The following is a 15,978-nucleotide window of genomic DNA, read 5'->3' as shown; positions in this document are numbered from 1 at the left end:
CGCCTGAGCGAGAGCCGGGCAGAGACGATCGCGTCAGCATGATTCCAACCGTTTTCGCCTGACGACCATAGCGAGTGGGAACCACCTGATCCCATGCCGAACTCAGCAGTGAAACCGCTCAGCGCCGATGGTAGTTTGGGGTCTCCCCATGCGAGAGTAGGTCATCGTCAGGCATCTCTTCAGAAACCCCGGCCAACTGGTCGGGGTTTCGCCGTTTAGGGCCTCCCCTGGAGAGTGGCGGAGCGCCGCCCTCCGAACGACCCGAACATCGTCAGGCATCATCTCTTCCCAAACCCCAGCTTCGAAAGAGGCTGGGGTTTTTTCTTTATCCAAACAACGCGTTTCCGCGAAAGCGGCAGTTCGCTAGAATGGATCTTTTCCCGGCTAGGTTACAGGCATGACCATCGGCGACCTCATTCGACTGCTAAGTGATGGAGAGTTCCACTCCGGGGAGCAGTTGGGCGATCGGCTGGGTGTATCCCGCACCGCGGTCTGGAAACAACTGAAGAAGCTAGAGGCATTGGGTATTCCTTTCGAGGCGGTCAAGGGGCAGGGGTATCGGCTGGCCATGCCGTTAGAGCTGATGGATGGCGGAAAGGTCGTCGCCGGTCTGTCGCGACACGGACGCCAGCATCTCGCCAGGCTGTTCGTGGAGGAGACATTGCCCTCCAGCAACGAGTTCATCCGACAACGCTTTGCCCAAGGGGCCGGGCATGGCGAGGTGTGCCTGGTGGAGCAGCAGAGTGCTGGGCGTGGTCGGCGCGGGCGCGTCTGGTCGACCCCGTGGGGGGGAGCGCTCATGCTGTCGGTGGGCTGGCGTTTCGAGTCCGGAGTCGCGACGCTGGAGGGGTTGAGTCTTGCGGTGGGCGTGGCCTTGGCCAAGGCGCTTGAACGCCATGACATGAAGCCGCGATTGAAGTGGCCCAACGATGTTCTGCTGGCCAATGAGAGAGGAGAGCTGGGCAAGTTGGCCGGCATCCTGGTCGAGATCAGTGGCGACATGGGAGGGCCTTGCGAAGTCGTGGTTGGCATGGGGATCAACTTCAACCTGCCCGAAGGGTTTCGTGCACAGATCGAGCAGCGAGTGGCGGCAGTGCATGATCAGGCGCCGACGCTGTCACGTAACCAGCTAGCTACTGAATTGCTGGACGAGCTATTGCCTCTGCTGGCAGGCTACGAAGCGATGGGGTTCGCTGCCTGGCAGGAGGCGTGGAACGTACGCCATGCCTTTCAGGGCCGTGAAGTGGACGTGCTGCGAGGGCAGCAGCGTCTGGTGGCGACGGCCGAGAGTGTGGATGAGTCAGGCAATCTGTGGATTCGTCACGGTGACGGTCGCGAACGCCTTGGGGGAGGAGAGATCAGCGTGCGTGGGCGTACATGATCCTTGACCTGGATATCGGCAATACGCTTTCCAAGTGGCGACTGAAGGATGCCGACAGCAGCGAAATTCGCTCGCGGGGAGCCGTCTGGACGCGCGAGGAGTGGAAGCCAGGTTCCGATATACCGGATCTCGATGTAGTCGAGGCGGTGCGTATCTCCAGCGTTGCTCGCCAGGCGGTGCTGGAGCAGACCGTGAGGCTATTGCAGAGCCGAGTGCGCGGTGTGCATGTGGCGCGTTCGGTACCCGAGGCGCTGGGTGTGGTCAACGGCTATGAGGAGCCGCACCGGTTGGGGGTTGATCGCTGGATGGGCGTGCTGGCCGGCTATCAGTTGGCCGGCGGTTGTTGTGCCGTGGACTGCGGTAGTGCCATCACCATCGATTTCGTGCTCCCGGGCGGCCGCCATCTGGGCGGGTATATTCTGCCGGGCCTGCGTCTGATGAAGGAAAGTCTCAAGCTCGGCACGCGCAACGTTGCCATTGATCCCGATAGCGAGGCCGAGGAGCTGCTACTTCCCGGCAAGCGAACCGTCGAGGCCGTCAATCACGGAATCTATCTCGCTGCCGTCAGTGCCGTGAACCGCATCTATGCCGAGGTCTGCGATCGCGAAGGGGTAGCGTTGCCGATGCTGCTGACCGGGGGAGACGCGCGAGTCGTGGCGCGGGGGGTGCACTCTCCGCATGCGGTCTGGCCCGATATGGTTTATGGCGGCTTGGAGGCCTGCTTTCCGCTGACCGCTGCCGAGCGTGCCGGTCGCATGTCTGGGGCGCCGCGTGTGCCCGCGCCGGCTGGCTTGGAAAAAATCCGGGCAGGCCTTGCATTCTCCATGCTGCTTTGACACAATGCAGCGCGTTCCGAGGCCTAGGTGGCGAGGTTCTGTGTCACTGAGGTGGCAAGTGGCTGAAAAATAAGCCCTTGACATGGTTTCGGCAGGCGGTAGAATGGGCCGCCATCTGGAGGGGTTCCCGAGTGGCCAAAGGGAGCAGACTGTAAATCTGCCGCGAAAGCTTCGAAGGTTCGAATCCTTCCCCCTCCACCAGATATGCTGGCCAAGGCCTTGGGGTCTGGGTTGGAAAGAGTGGGTAGGCGGGCATAGTTCAATGGTAGAACCTCAGCCTTCCAAGCTGATGATGCGGGTTCGATTCCCGCTGCCCGCTCCAGGTATTGTCGGCAGTGCTTGTTGGTGATGCCAGAGGTTTTGCTCATGTAGCTCAGGGGTAGAGCACACCCTTGGTAAGGGTGAGGTCGACGGTTCAAATCCGTCCATGAGCTCCAATTCGAAAGGCGGGCAAAGGCTCGCCTTTCTTTTTCTTCGCGGCGCTCATTCGTCGGGAGAGGGTTGCCAGTCGGCGAGTCATCCGCTATCATGGCGCCCGCTGTTGTGCATGCGGCCTGCAAGAGGTGATGCATACCAGATACAGGCCAGTAGCTCAATTGGCAGAGCAGCGGTCTCCAAAACCGCAGGTTGGGGGTTCGATTCCCTCCTGGCCTGCCAACCTTCCCCAGGTTGGCATCCTTCATACGAACATACTCGATTGCCGCACCCTGAGGAGTCTCGTTTTCATGAAACACAACGCCGAGGTGCAGGAGTCGCGCCACGACGGGCTCAAGTGGGCGGTTGTCGTTACGTTGGTGGTGCTGGCGGTGGTGGGGAATACCTATTTTGCCGACCAGGCGCTTCTCTATCGTGTGCTTGGCGTCGTCGTGCTCTGCGCGGGCGCTGCGGTTGTTGCGCTGATGACCGCCAGGGGGCGGGACCTCGCCGAGCTGGCCAAGAACGCCAAGAAAGAGATTCAGCGCGTTGTATGGCCGACCCGACCCGAGACCGTGCAGACGACCGCGATCGTGCTGGTTGCCGTCTTGGTCGTCGGGCTGATGCTGTGGCTGATCGACACCCTACTTAGCTGGGCGATGTCCGGCGTCATCGGTTAGGAGTTTTCATGTCCAAGCGTTGGTACGTCGTTCACGCCTACTCCGGCTTCGAGAAGCATGTCATGCGCTCCCTCAAGGAGCGCGTGAAGATGTATGGCATGGAGGATCGCTTTGGCGAGATTCTGGTGCCGACCGAAGAGGTCGTCGAGGTGCGTGACGGCAAGCGCCGCAAGAGTGAGCGCAAGTTCTATCCCGGCTATGTGCTGGTCGAGATGGAAATGGATGACGCGACCTGGCACCTGGTCAACGAGACGCCCCGTGTCATGGGCTTCATCGGCGGTACCAAGGAGAAGCCGGCGCCGATCACTCAGCGTGAGGCCGACGCCATTCTTCGCCGCGTGAAGGACGGTAGTGACAAGCCGCGGCCCAAGACGATGTTCGAGCCGGGTCAGTCCGTGCGTGTCATCGACGGGCCTTTTGCCGATTTCAACGGCGTGGTCGAAGAGGTCAACTACGACAAGAGTCGCCTGCAGGTCAGCGTGCTGATCTTCGGCAGGGCGACGCCCGTCGAGCTCGAGTTTTCCCAGGTCGAGAAGGAATAACCGTTCTCGACGACAGGCTTTACTGCGCGGCCACTACGGTGGCCGTTTAACCCGGGGAGCCGCAAGGCGCTATTACCCAACTGGAGTACATCATGGCCAAGAAAGTACAGGCTTACATCAAGCTGCAGGTGGCAGCTGGTAAGGCCAACCCGAGTCCCCCCGTGGGCCCTGCGCTGGGTCAGCACGGTGTCAACATCATGGAGTTCTGCAAGGCGTTCAACGCTGCGACCCAGGACATCGAGCCGGGTCTGCCGACTCCCGTGGTGATCACCGTCTATTCCGACCGCAGCTTCACCTTCATCACCAAGACCCCGCCGGCGGCGGTCCTGCTGAAGAAGGCGGCTGGCATCAAGTCCGGCTCCGGCGAGCCGAACAAGAAGAAGGTCGGTACCGTGACCCGCGAGCAGCTCGAGGAAATCGCCAAGACCAAGGAGCCGGACCTGACGGCTGCCGACCTCGACGCCGCAGTGCGTACCATTGCCGGTAGTGCCCGCAGCATGGGCCTGAACGTGGAGGGTCTCTGATCATGGCCAAACTGTCCAAGCGCGCACAGATGATTCGCGAAAAGGTCGATGCCTCCAAGGCGTACAGCCTGGAAGAGGCCGTGGCCCTGCTCGCCGAGCTCTCCACCGTCAAGTTCAAGGAGTCGCTGGATGTCGCCATCAATCTGGGCGTCGATCCGCGTAAGTCCGACCAGGTGGTGCGCGGTGCAACCGTGATGCCCAACGGGACCGGCAAGGACGTTCGCGTCGCCGTGTTCACCCAGGGCGCCAACGCCGATGCCGCCAAGGAAGCCGGTGCCGACATCGTCGGCATGGATGACCTGGCCGAGCAGGTCAAGAAGGGACAGCTCGACTTCGACGTGGTCATCGCCTCGCCGGACGCCATGCGCGTCGTCGGCCAGCTGGGCCAGATCCTTGGTCCGCGCGGTCTGATGCCGAACCCCAAGGTGGGTACCGTGACACCGGACGTGGCGACAGCGGTCAAGAACGCCAAGGCCGGTCAGGTACGTTTCCGTACCGACAAGAACGGCATCATCCATACCACGCTGGGTAAGGTCGATTTCGACGCCGATGCCATCCGGGGCAACCTGGAAGCGCTGGTTGCCGATCTCAAGCGTCTCAAGCCGAGCACGTCCAAAGGCATCTATTTCAAGAAGGTCACCCTGTCCACTACCATGGGCCCGGGCCTGACCCTCGATCACTCTGCTCTGGTCTAAGGACGCAGGCAGAAGAAGTTGCAAGAACTTTGCGGTCCCCGCACGTCTTGCCCGTCAGGGCGTGAGGGGCGCCGTCAAAGACCGCAGGTGCCGCCCTCTCTCTAGTGGGCGGCTTAATCTCCCCTAGGGGTGCCTGCGCAGATGGTGTGGCCGCCAGAACGCTGGTGAGCACCATCACCCAGGACTTCCGTCGACGCCTGGCGTTGGCGGAAGAGATGGTAACCTCCGGAGCCCATGTGGTTCCGGCACGAAGGAGTGATCACTGTGCCACTAGCACTCGAAGGCAAGAAGGCGATTGTTGCCGAGGTCAGTGAAGCGGCCAAGGGCGCTCTCTCCGTCGTAGTTGCCGATTCTCGCGGCGTTACGGTCGAAAAGATGACCGGTCTGCGCAAGCAGGCGCGCGAGAATGGTGTGCAGATCCGTGTTGTTCGCAACACCCTGGCACGCCGCGCCCTCTCGGGCACTCAATGGGAGTGTCTGAACGAGAGCTTCGTCGGTCCGACTCTGCTGGCGTTTTCCACTGAGCATCCGGGCGCTGCCGCTCGCCTGTTCAAGGATTTCGCCAAGGATGAGAAGAACTTCGAAGTCAAGGCGCTGGCCTACGAAGGCGAGCTGATCCCGGCAAGCGACATCGACCGTCTGGCGACCCTGCCGACCTACGACGAGGCCATCGCCAAGCTGATGTCCGTCATGAAGGAGGCATCCGCCGGCAAGCTGGTTCGTACGCTGGCCGCCCTGCGCGACCAGAAGCAGGAACAGGCCGCCTGATCGGCGAACTCATTCCCGCTGTCTGAATCGAACACTGAACAGACGAGTACTCGGTGCGCCGAGGCTCCCGCAAAGTTAGGAATCATCGAAATGGCACTGACCAAAGAAGACATCATCAACGCCGTCGCCGACATGTCCGTAATGGAAGTCGTCGAGCTGATCGAAGCGATGGAAGAGAAGTTCGGCGTTTCCGCCGCTGCCGCCGTCGTGGCCGGCCCGGCTGCTGGCGGTGACGCCGGCGCTGCCGAAGAGCAGACCGAGTTCGACCTGGTGCTGACCAGCGCTGGCGACAAGAAGGTCAACGTGATCAAGGCCGTTCGCGAGATCACCGGCCTGGGCCTGAAGGAAGCCAAGGGTGCCGTCGACGGCGCGCCGGCGACCATCAAGGAAGCCATGTCCAAGGACGAGGCCGAAGAGGCCAAGAAGAAGCTGGAAGAAGCCGGCGCCACTGTGGAACTCAAGTAACCCCTTGGTTTCCATGGCTTCACGCGCTGCGTAAGCTTCCATGGCTGGTGGCGGGCCTTCCCGCTGCCGGCCTTTTTCTGTTGCACTAGCGCCTTGCTGACGCAGCGTCGCTAGCAGAATCCCGACGGCGAGCTACCCCTGTGGAGCTTGCCGTCAGCGCCTGGCGGAGAGGTCCGCCGGGCGGCGCCGACCACGCATCGGTCACCCATGGTGAACAAGCTGGGGAATACAGATGGCTTACTCATACACTGAGAAAAAACGCATCCGCAAGGATTTCGGCAAACTGCCCCAAGTGATGGATGTGCCCTACCTGCTGGCGATCCAGCTTGATTCCTATTACGACTTCCTCCAGCAGGACCGCTCGGCCGATGAGCGCCTCGAGGTGGGGCTGCACGCGGCCTTCAAGTCCGTGTTCCCGATCGAGAGCTTCTCCGGCAACGCAGCGCTCGAGTACGTCAGCTACCGCTTTGGTACCCCGGCGTTCGATGTCAAGGAGTGCCAGCTGCGTGGCGTCACCTACTCCGCTCCGCTACGGGTCAAGGTACGCTTGATCATCTATGATCGCGACTCCTCGAACAAGGCCATCAAGGACATCAAGGAGCAGGAAGTCTACATGGGGGAGATCCCCCTGATGACCGAGAACGGCACCTTCGTGGTCAACGGCACCGAGCGGGTCATTGTTTCCCAGCTGCACCGCTCGCCGGGCGTGTTCTTCGACCACGACAAGGGCAAGAGCCACTCGTCGGGCAAGCTGCTCTATTCCGCCCGCGTGATTCCGTATCGTGGCTCCTGGCTCGACTTCGAATTCGACCCCAAGGACAACGTCTTCGTGCGCATCGACCGTCGCCGCAAGCTGCCGGCCTCGGTGCTGCTGCGCGCGCTGGGGATGAGCGCCGAGGAGATCCTCGACGAGTTCTTCGACACCAGCACCTTCCACATCGAGAAGAGTGGCTTCTCTGTGGATCTGGTGCCGTCGCGCCTGCGCGGCGAAACCGCGACTTTCGACATCAAGGATGCCGACGGCAACCTGATCGTGGAAGAAGGGCGTCGCATCACCCAGAAGCATATCCGCCAGCTGGAGAAGGCCGGCCTCGAGCGTCTCGAGGTGCCGATGGACTACCTGTTCGGCAAGACCCTGGCCAAGGATCAGGTCGATTCGAACACCGGCGAGCTGATCTGCCCCTGCAATAGCGTGATCACGCCCGAGCTGCTCGAGAAGCTGGGTCAGGCTGGCATTACCAAGCTCGAGACCCTCTACACCAATGACCTGGACTGCGGTCCGTTCATCTCCGAGACCCTGCGCCTGGACACCACCGGCTCGCAGCTCGAAGCGCTGGTCGAGATCTACCGCATGATGCGCCCCGGCGAGCCGCCCACCAAGGAAGCCGCCGAGACGCTGTTCCACAACCTGTTCTTCACCGAGGACCGCTACGACCTGTCGGGCGTCGGCCGCATGAAGTTCAATCGTCGCCTGCGTCGTGAGGGCGACACCGGTTCCGGGGTGCTCGACAATCGCGACATCCTCGATGTGCTCAAGGAACTGATCTATATCCGCAACGGCTTCGGCGAAGTCGACGATATCGATCACCTGGGCAACCGCCGCATTCGCTGCGTCGGCGAGATGGCCGAGAACCAGTTCCGCGTGGGACTGGTACGCGTCGAGCGCGCGGTCAAGGAACGCCTCTCCATGGCCGAGAGCGAAGGCCTGATGCCGCAAGATCTGATCAACGCCAAGCCCGTCGCCGCGGCGGTCAAGGAGTTCTTCGGCTCCAGCCAGCTCTCCCAGTTCATGGACCAGAACAACCCGCTTTCCGAGGTCACTCACAAGCGCCGTGTTTCCGCGCTTGGCCCGGGCGGCCTGACCCGCGAGCGGGCCGGCTTCGAGGTGCGCGACGTTCACGCCACCCACTACGGTCGCCTGTGCCCGATCGAGACCCCTGAAGGTCCGAACATCGGTCTGATCAACTCGCTGGCGACCTACAGCCACACCAATAGCTATGGCTTCCTCGAAACGCCGTACCGCAAGGTGGTGGATCGCCAAGTGACCGACGAGGTGGTTCACCTGTCGGCGATCGAGGAGGGCGACTTCATCATCGCCCAGGCCTCGGCCAGCGTCGACGAATCCGGCAAGCTGGTCGACGATCTGGTGCAGGTGCGCCACAAGGGCGAAACCACCTTCATGCGTCCCGAGCAGGTGACGCTGATGGACGTGTCACCGCGCCAGGTGGTCTCCGTGGCAGCCGCGCTGATCCCGTTCCTCGAGCATGACGATGCCAACCGCGCCTTGATGGGCTCGAACATGCAGCGCCAGGCGGTACCGACGCTGCGCGCCGAGAAGCCGCTGGTCGGCACCGGCATGGAGCGCTTCGTCGCCCGCGATTCCGGCGTCTGCGCCGTGGCGCGTCGCGGCGGGGTGATCGACTCGGTGGACGCCAAGCGCATCGTGGTGCGTATCAACGAGGACGAGATCATCGGCGGCGAAGCCGGCGTCGACATCTACAACCTCACCAAGTACGTGCGTTCCAACCAGAACACCTGCATGAACCAGCGTCCCATCGTGCGTCCTGGCGACATCGTGGCGCGTGGCGACATCCTGGCCGACGGTCCGTCCGTCGACATGGGCGACCTGGCCCTGGGTCAGAACATGCGTATCGCCTTCATGCCCTGGAACGGCTACAACTTCGAGGACTCGATCCTGCTCTCGGAGCGTGTGGTGCAGGAGGACCGCTTCACCACCATCCACATCCAGGAGCTGACCTGCGTGTCGCGCGACACCAAGCTGGGGCCGGAGGAGATCACCTCCGATATCCCCAATGTCGGCGAGTCGGCATTGGCCAAGCTGGATGAAGCCGGCGTGGTCTACATCGGTGCCGAGGTCGGCCCGGGTGACATCCTGGTGGGCAAGGTCACGCCCAAGGGCGAGACCCAACTGACGCCGGAAGAGAAGCTGCTGCGGGCGATCTTCGGCGAGAAGGCCAGCGACGTGAAGGATACCTCGCTGCGTGCCCCGACCGGCATGAAGGGCACGGTCATCGACGTGCAGGTGTTCACTCGCGACGGCGTGGAGAAGGACTCGCGTGCACTGGCCATCGAGCAGATGCAGCTCGACGAGGTGCGCAAGGACCTGCAGGAGACCTACCGTATCGCCGAGGACGCCACCTTCGAGCGCCTCAAGCGCACGCTCTCCGGTCAGCCGGTCAACGGCGGTCCCAAGCTGAAGAAGGGCGACGTGCTCTCCGACAGCTACCTGGAGGAGCTGCCGCGCCAGCAGTGGTTCAAGCTGCGGCTGCAGGACGAGGCGCTCAACGAGCTGCTGGCCCAGGCCGACGAACAGCTCGAGAACCGCCGCAAGGAGATGGAAGAGCGCTTCGAGGACAAGAAGCGCAAGCTGACCCAGGGCGACGACCTGGCGCCCGGCGTGCTCAAGATCGTCAAGGTCTACATGGCGGTCAAGCGCCGCATCCAACCGGGCGACAAGATGGCCGGCCGTCACGGTAACAAGGGTGTCATCTCGGCGATCATGCCGGTGGAGGACATGCCCTTCGACGACAACGGCGTGCCGGTGGACATCGTCCTGAACCCGCTGGGCGTACCGTCGCGGATGAACGTGGGGCAGATCCTCGAGACTCACCTGGGGCTCGCTGCCCAGGGCCTTGGCCTCAAGATCGATGCCATGCTGCGCGATGCCCGTGCCCAGCAGGTGGCCGAGATTCGCGAGTTCCTGGGGCAGGTCTACAACTCCACCACGGGAACCCGGGTGGAGGATCTCGACTCGCTCTCCGACGACGAGATCATTGCCCTGGCCAAGAACCTGCGCGGCGGCGTGCCGATGGCATCGCCGGTATTCGACGGTGCCGCCGAAGGTGAGATCAAGCACCTGCTGCGCCTGGCCGACCTGCCGGATTCCGGCCAGATGACCCTGTACGACGGGCGTACCGGCGACGCCTTCGACCGCCCGGTGACGGTTGGCTACATGTACATGCTCAAGCTCAACCACCTGGTGGACGACAAGATGCACGCCCGTTCCACTGGCTCCTACTCGCTTGTCACCCAGCAGCCGCTGGGCGGCAAGGCGCAGTTCGGCGGCCAGCGTTTCGGCGAGATGGAGGTGTGGGCGCTGGAAGCCTACGGCGCGGCCTACACGCTCCAGGAGATGCTCACGGTGAAGTCCGACGACGTGGAAGGTCGCACCAAGATGTACAAGAGCATTGTCGACGGCGACCACACCATGCATGCCGGCATGCCGGAGTCCTTCAATGTACTGGTGAAGGAAATCCGTTCGCTGGGCATCGATATCGAGTTAGAGAGCTAGGAGCCGACTCCATGAAAGATTTGGTGAAAGTCCTCAAATCGCAGTCACAGTCCGAAGAGTTCGACGCGATCAAGATCTCGCTCGCGTCTCCGGACATGATTCGCTCCTGGTCCTACGGCGAGGTCAAGAAGCCCGAGACCATCAACTACCGCACCTTCAAGCCGGAGCGGGACGGGCTGTTCTGCGCCAAGATCTTTGGCCCGGTGAAGGACTACGAGTGCCTGTGCGGCAAGTACAAGCGCATGAAGCACCGCGGCATCATCTGCGAGAAGTGCGGCGTCGAGGTGACCAAGGCGGCGGTGCGCCGGGAGCGCATGGGGCACATCGAGTTGGCCTCGCCGGTAGCGCACATCTGGTTCCTCAAGTCGCTGCCGTCGCGCATCGGCATGTTCCTCGACATGACCCTGCGTGATATCGAGCGGGTGCTCTACTTCGAGAGCTTCGTGGTCATCGACCCGGGCATGACCACGCTCGAGCGCGGCCAGCTGCTCAACGACGAGCAGTACTTCGAGGCCCTCGAGGAGTTCGGTGACGATTTTGACGCCCGCATGGGTGCCGAGGCGATCCAGGCGCTGCTCAAGGACATCGACCTCTCCGAGGAGGTCGACCGCCTGCGCGAGGAGATCCCACAGACCAACTCCGAGACCAAGATCAAGAAGCTCTCTAAGCGGCTCAAGCTGCTGGAGGCCTTCCTCAACTCCGGTAACGATCCGGCGTGGATGGTGATGGAGGTGCTGCCGGTGCTGCCGCCGGACCTGCGTCCGCTGGTGCCGCTGGACGGCGGTCGTTTCGCCACCTCCGACCTCAACGACCTGTACCGCCGGGTGATCAACCGCAACAACCGCCTCAAGCGGCTGCTCGACCTCAATGCGCCGGACATCATCGTGCGCAACGAGAAGCGCATGCTGCAGGAAGCGGTCGATGCGCTGCTCGACAACGGTCGTCGCGGTCGCGCCATCACCGGCTCCAACAAGCGTCCGCTGAAGTCGCTGGCCGACATGATCAAGGGCAAGCAGGGGCGTTTCCGCCAGAACCTGCTGGGCAAGCGCGTCGACTACTCCGGCCGTTCGGTCATTACCGTCGGTCCGACCCTGCGCCTGCACCAGTGCGGTCTGCCCAAGAAGATGGCGCTCGAGCTGTTCAAGCCGTTCATCTACTCCAAGCTGCAGGCCAACGGCCAGGCCTCCACCATCAAGGCGGCCAAGAAGATGGTCGAGCGCGAGCTGCCCGAGGTGTGGGACATTCTCGCCGACGTCATTCGCGAGCACCCGGTGCTGCTGAACCGCGCGCCGACCCTGCACCGCCTGGGTATCCAGGCTTTCGAGCCGCTGCTGATCGAAGGCAAGGCAATCCAGCTGCACCCGCTGGTGTGTGCCGCCTACAACGCCGACTTCGACGGCGACCAGATGGCAGTGCACGTACCGCTGACGCTGGAAGCCCAGCTCGAGGCGCGTGCGCTGATGATGGCCACCAACAACGTGCTGTCCCCGGCCAACGGTGACCCGATCATCGTGCCGTCCCAGGACGTGGTACTGGGCCTGTACTACATGACCCGCGAGAAGATCAACGCCAAGGGCGAGGGCATGGTGTTCTCCGGCCTCAACGAGGTCGAGCGCGCCTTCGGTACCCAGAGCGTATCGCTGCATGCGCGGGTCAAGGTGCGCCTGACCGAGGTGCTGATCGACGAGGAGACTGGCGAGCGCAGCACCGCGCGTACCCTCTACGACACCACCGTGGGTCGCGCCATGCTGTTCCGCATCCTGCCCGACGGCGTGCCGTTCGAGCTGGTCGATCAGCCGATGAAGAAGAAGGCGATTTCGAAGCTCCTCAACGAGGTGTATCGCCGTGCCGGTCTCAAGCCGACGGTCATCTTTGCCGACCAGCTGATGTATACCGGCTTCCGCATGGCGACCTGGTCAGGCGCCTCCATCGGCGTCAACGACTTCGTCATTCCCGAAGCCAAGACGGAAATCGTCGAGGCGGCCGAGGCCGAGGTCAAGGAGATCGAGGATCAGTTCTCCTCCGGTCTCGTGACCGCCGGCGAGAAGTACAACAAGGTCATCGACATCTGGTCCAAGGCCAACGACAAGGTGGCCAAGGCGATGATGGCGGGCATCTCCAAGGAAACCGTCGTCGATCGCAAGGGCAACGAGGTCGAGCAGGATTCGTTCAACAGCGTATTCATCATGGCCGACTCCGGGGCGCGTGGTAGTGCTGCCCAGATCCGCCAGCTCGCGGGCATGCGCGGCCTGATGGCCAAGCCCGACGGCTCGATCATCGAGACGCCGATCGTGGCCAACTTCCGCGAGGGCCTGAACGTACTGCAGTACTTCATCTCGACCCACGGTGCGCGGAAGGGTCTGGCGGACACGGCGCTCAAGACCGCCAACTCCGGTTACCTGACCCGCCGTCTGGTCGATGTCGCCCAGGACATGGTGATCACCGAGCCCGACTGCGGCACCGAGCAGGGGCTGACCCTGCATCCGGTCATCGAGGGGGGCGACATCATCGTCTCGCTGGCGCAGCGCGTGCTCGGCCGCGTAGTGGCCCAGGACGTCATCGACCCCAGCACCGATGAGGTGCTGATCGAGAAGGGAACCTTGCTCGACGAGGTCTGGTGCGAGCGTCTCGACACCATGGGTGTCGATGAGATCGTGGTGCGCAGCGCGATCACCTGCGAATCGACCCACGGCGTCTGCTCCTCGTGCTACGGTCGCGACCTGGCGCGTGGTCATCAGGTCAACATCGGCGAGGCGGTGGGGGTCATTGCCGCCCAGTCGATCGGTGAGCCGGGTACCCAGCTGACCATGCGGACCTTCCACATCGGCGGCGCGGCATCGCGTGCCTCGGCGGTGGACAGCGTGCAGGTGAAGCACGGCGGCAAGGTGCGCCTGCACAACATGAAGTTCGTCGAGCGCAACGACGGCAAGCTGGTGGTAGTGTCCCGCTCCAGCGCCCTGGCGGTGGCCGACGAGCATGGCCGCGAGCGCGAGTACTACAAGCTACCCTACGGCGCCGAGCTGTCGATCAAGGACGGCGATGCAGTCGAGGCCGGTCAGATGGTGGCCAAGTGGGATCCGCACACCCACCCGATCATCGCCGAGCTGGAGGGTAAGGTGCAGTACGTCGACATGGTCGACGGGGTCACCATCCACCGCAGCGTGGACGAGATGACCGGCCTCTCCTCGATCGAGGTGATCGAGTCGGCGGCACGCCCGCAGGCTGGTCGCGACAGCCGACCGATGATCCTGCTCACCGACGAGAGCGGCGAGCCGGTCAGCGTGGCGGGTTCCAACACCCCGGTGCAGTACCTGCTGCCGGGCAAGGCAATCGTCTCGGTCGACAATGGCGCTCAGATCGGCATCGGCGAGATCGTTGCGCGTATCCCGGTGGAGGCGTCCGGCAACAAGGACATCACCGGTGGTCTGCCGCGGGTGGCCGACCTGTTCGAGGCGCGCAAGCCGAAGGAGCCGGCCATCCTCGCCGAAGTCAGCGGTACGATCAGCTTCGGCAAGGAGACCAAGGGCAAGCGCCGCCTGACGATCACGCCCGACGACGGCAGCGATCCGTTCGAGATGCTGATCCCGAAGTGGCGTCAGATCGCGGTCTTCGAAGGCGAGACCGTGGAGAAAGGCGAGGTGATCTCCGACGGTCCGAGCAACCCGCACGACATCCTGCGGCTGCTGGGCGTGGCGGAGCTGGCCAAGTACATCACCGCCGAGATCCAGGAGGTCTATCGCCTGCAGGGCGTGGGCATCAACGACAAGCACATCGAGGTGATCGTGCGTCAGATGCTGCGCAAGGTCGAGATCACCGACTCCGGCGACTCCGAGTTCATTCCGGGGGACCAGGTCGAGTTGGTCAAGGTGCTCGAGGAAAATGCGCGGATGGAACAGGCCGAGAAGTTCCCGGCCAAATACCAGCGCGTGCTGCTGGGTATCACCAAGGCCAGCCTGGCCACCGAATCGTTCATTTCCGCGGCCTCCTTCCAAGAGACCACGCGGGTGCTGACCGAGGCGGCGGTTACCGGCAAGCGCGACTACCTGCGTGGCCTGAAGGAGAACGTGGTGGTCGGTCGCCTGATCCCGGCGGGAACGGGGCTGGCGCATCACCAGGAGCGTCGCCGCAAGCGGGAAGATACCGAGCGTCTGCTTCACCCGTCGGCCTTCGACGTCGAGCAGGAGCTGGGTGCCCAGCTCACCGCCCTCGATTCGGACGACGACGAGCTGTAGGCGGGCAGGGGCGTCAGGCGGTCAATCGCTTGACGCCCCACCCCGTTAGACCTTAGAATTCGCAGCCTTTAATAGTGGGGTGGGTGCGCCCGCGTCCACGAAAAGGCAAGGCAACCATTGGAGTCAGCTACACAACATGGCAACGATCAATCAGCTCGTGCGCAAGCCGCGCAAGCGCCCCGCCGCCAAGAGCGACGTGCCGGCGCTGCAGGCCTGCCCACAGAAGCGCGGCGTCTGCACCCGCGTCTACACCACTACCCCGAAGAAGCCGAACTCGGCCCTGCGTAAGGTCTGCCGCGTGCGTCTGACCAACGGGTTCGAGGTTTCGTCCTACATCGGTGGTGAGGGTCACAACCTTCAGGAACACTCCGTCGTTCTGATCCGCGGCGGTCGTGTCAAGGACTTGCCGGGTGTGCGTTACCACACCGTGCGCGGCGCCCTCGACACCTCCGGCGTGCAGAATCGTAAGCAGGGCCGTTCCAAGTACGGTACCAAGCGTCCGAAGTCCTGATCGACTTCGTTGCGCTAACGACATTTATTTCGGTCTGATAAGAGTAAGGCCGGTCGTCGCGGGCTCGGTGAGAGCGTGCGGGTGTGCCGGGTTTGCCTGAAAGACCCTTCGATAGAGGGCTTGTCATGCCTAGAAGAAGAGTTGTAGCCAAGCGCGAGATCCTGCCGGATCCCAAGTTCGGAAGTGAGCGTCTGGCCAAGTTCATGAACCACCTGATGGTCAGCGGCAAGAAGTCCACAGCTGAGCGCATCGTCTATGGTGCGCTGGACACGGTTGCCGAGCGCAGTAAAGAAGAGCCGCTGGACATCTTCGATCGCGCGCTGGAAGCCATCCAGCCGATGGTCGAGGTCAAGTCCCGCCGCGTTGGCGGTGCGACCTATCAGGTGCCGGTAGAGGTTCGTCCCTCGCGTCGCCAGGCGTTGGCCATGCGCTGGCTGGTGGATGCGGCGCGCAAGCGCGGTGAGAAGACCATGGTGCAGCGCCTCGCTGGCGAGATGCTGGATGCCGCCGAAGGCAAGGGCTCCGCGGTCAAGAAGCGTGAAGACGTGCATCGCATGGCCGAGGCCAACAAGGCGTTCTCGCACTACCGTTTCTAAGTGCAGCGCTTCTAAACGCATC

Annotated in this window: 12 protein-coding genes, 4 tRNA genes and 1 rRNA gene; all 17 read left to right on the top strand. The window is 62.9% G+C overall.

Annotated features, from left to right (window positions below):
* Positions 1-57: 57 nt before the first annotated feature.
* The 17 genes from rrf (at position 58) to rpsG (ending at position 15,956) form a co-directional block, all read left to right on the top strand.
* Positions 58-173 (top strand): 5S ribosomal RNA (gene rrf / locus HNO53_RS18750).
* Positions 174-397: 224 nt separating this feature from the next.
* Entirely contained in the window at positions 398-1,381 is a 984-nt protein-coding gene (locus HNO53_RS18745) for a biotin--[acetyl-CoA-carboxylase] ligase (RefSeq protein ID WP_209474219.1), read from the top strand.
* On the top strand, positions 1,378-2,217 hold the full coding sequence (locus HNO53_RS18740) for a type III pantothenate kinase (protein WP_209474217.1): 840 nt from the start codon (positions 1,378-1,380) through the stop codon (positions 2,215-2,217). The genes HNO53_RS18745 and HNO53_RS18740 overlap by 4 nt, the downstream gene beginning before the upstream one ends.
* Before the next feature lie 117 nt (positions 2,218-2,334).
* A tRNA-Tyr gene (locus HNO53_RS18735) sits at positions 2,335-2,418 on the top strand.
* Positions 2,419-2,465: 47 nt separating this feature from the next.
* A tRNA-Gly gene (locus HNO53_RS18730) sits at positions 2,466-2,539 on the top strand.
* 40 nt (positions 2,540-2,579) lie between these two features.
* Positions 2,580-2,654, top strand: a tRNA-Thr gene (locus HNO53_RS18725).
* A gap of 144 nt (positions 2,655-2,798) precedes the next feature.
* Positions 2,799-2,874, top strand: a tRNA-Trp gene (locus HNO53_RS18720).
* Between the two features lie 68 nt (positions 2,875-2,942).
* A complete protein-coding gene (gene secE / locus HNO53_RS18715) occupies positions 2,943-3,311 on the top strand; it encodes a preprotein translocase subunit SecE (protein WP_209474215.1) in 369 nt (122 codons plus the stop codon).
* Positions 3,312-3,319: 8 nt separating this feature from the next.
* Positions 3,320-3,853: a transcription termination/antitermination protein NusG gene (gene nusG, locus HNO53_RS18710; RefSeq protein ID WP_209474213.1), complete on the top strand. Its 534-nt coding sequence runs from the start codon at positions 3,320-3,322 to the stop codon at positions 3,851-3,853.
* A gap of 92 nt (positions 3,854-3,945) precedes the next feature.
* Positions 3,946-4,377, top strand: coding sequence for a 50S ribosomal protein L11 (gene rplK / locus HNO53_RS18705; RefSeq protein WP_071943762.1), 432 nt, complete (start codon positions 3,946-3,948; stop codon positions 4,375-4,377).
* A 2-nt stretch (positions 4,378-4,379) separates the two neighbouring features.
* Positions 4,380-5,072, top strand: coding sequence for a 50S ribosomal protein L1 (gene rplA, locus HNO53_RS18700; RefSeq protein WP_010626457.1), 693 nt, complete (start codon positions 4,380-4,382; stop codon positions 5,070-5,072).
* Positions 5,073-5,336: 264 nt separating this feature from the next.
* A complete protein-coding gene (gene rplJ, locus HNO53_RS18695) occupies positions 5,337-5,840 on the top strand; it encodes a 50S ribosomal protein L10 (RefSeq protein ID WP_209474211.1) in 504 nt (167 codons plus the stop codon).
* A gap of 90 nt (positions 5,841-5,930) precedes the next feature.
* A complete protein-coding gene (gene rplL, locus HNO53_RS18690; RefSeq protein WP_111413331.1) occupies positions 5,931-6,305 on the top strand; it encodes a 50S ribosomal protein L7/L12 in 375 nt (124 codons plus the stop codon).
* Positions 6,306-6,537: 232 nt separating this feature from the next.
* On the top strand, positions 6,538-10,617 hold the full coding sequence (gene rpoB / locus HNO53_RS18685) for a DNA-directed RNA polymerase subunit beta (RefSeq protein WP_209474209.1): 4,080 nt from the start codon (positions 6,538-6,540) through the stop codon (positions 10,615-10,617).
* 11 nt (positions 10,618-10,628) lie between these two features.
* Positions 10,629-14,849 carry a DNA-directed RNA polymerase subunit beta' gene (gene rpoC / locus HNO53_RS18680; RefSeq protein WP_209474208.1) on the top strand — a complete coding sequence of 1,407 codons (4,221 nt, stop codon included), beginning with the start codon at positions 10,629-10,631 and terminating at the stop codon, positions 14,847-14,849.
* 136 nt (positions 14,850-14,985) lie between these two features.
* A complete protein-coding gene (gene rpsL, locus HNO53_RS18675) occupies positions 14,986-15,360 on the top strand; it encodes a 30S ribosomal protein S12 (protein ID WP_010626462.1) in 375 nt (124 codons plus the stop codon).
* 125 nt (positions 15,361-15,485) lie between these two features.
* On the top strand, positions 15,486-15,956 hold the full coding sequence (gene rpsG / locus HNO53_RS18670) for a 30S ribosomal protein S7 (protein ID WP_159554817.1): 471 nt from the start codon (positions 15,486-15,488) through the stop codon (positions 15,954-15,956).
* The last annotated feature ends 22 nt before the right edge of the window (positions 15,957-15,978 follow it).

Source organism: Billgrantia antri, from assembly GCF_017868935.1.
GTDB lineage: Bacteria > Pseudomonadota > Gammaproteobacteria > Pseudomonadales > Halomonadaceae > Halomonas > Halomonas antri.
Note: the sequence above shows the minus strand (reverse complement) of the source record. Positions and strands in the feature narration are given on the sequence as shown.

Excerpts from the sequence above, each read along its gene's own strand:
- HNO53_RS18745 (WP_209474219.1), top strand. The coding sequence starts at position 398 with ATGACCATCGGCGACCTCATTCGACTGCTAAGTGATGGAGAGTTCCAC.
- HNO53_RS18740 (WP_209474217.1), top strand. The coding sequence starts at position 1,378 with ATGATCCTTGACCTGGATATCGGCAATACGCTTTCCAAGTGGCGACTG.
- secE (WP_209474215.1), top strand. The coding sequence starts at position 2,943 with ATGAAACACAACGCCGAGGTGCAGGAGTCGCGCCACGACGGGCTCAAG.
- nusG (WP_209474213.1), top strand. The coding sequence starts at position 3,320 with ATGTCCAAGCGTTGGTACGTCGTTCACGCCTACTCCGGCTTCGAGAAG.
- rplK (WP_071943762.1), top strand. The coding sequence starts at position 3,946 with ATGGCCAAGAAAGTACAGGCTTACATCAAGCTGCAGGTGGCAGCTGGT.
- rplA (WP_010626457.1), top strand. The coding sequence starts at position 4,380 with ATGGCCAAACTGTCCAAGCGCGCACAGATGATTCGCGAAAAGGTCGAT.
- rplL (WP_111413331.1), top strand. The coding sequence starts at position 5,931 with ATGGCACTGACCAAAGAAGACATCATCAACGCCGTCGCCGACATGTCC.
- rpoB (WP_209474209.1), top strand. The coding sequence starts at position 6,538 with ATGGCTTACTCATACACTGAGAAAAAACGCATCCGCAAGGATTTCGGC.
- rpoC (WP_209474208.1), top strand. The coding sequence starts at position 10,629 with ATGAAAGATTTGGTGAAAGTCCTCAAATCGCAGTCACAGTCCGAAGAG.
- rpsL (WP_010626462.1), top strand. The coding sequence starts at position 14,986 with ATGGCAACGATCAATCAGCTCGTGCGCAAGCCGCGCAAGCGCCCCGCC.
- rpsG (WP_159554817.1), top strand. The coding sequence starts at position 15,486 with ATGCCTAGAAGAAGAGTTGTAGCCAAGCGCGAGATCCTGCCGGATCCC.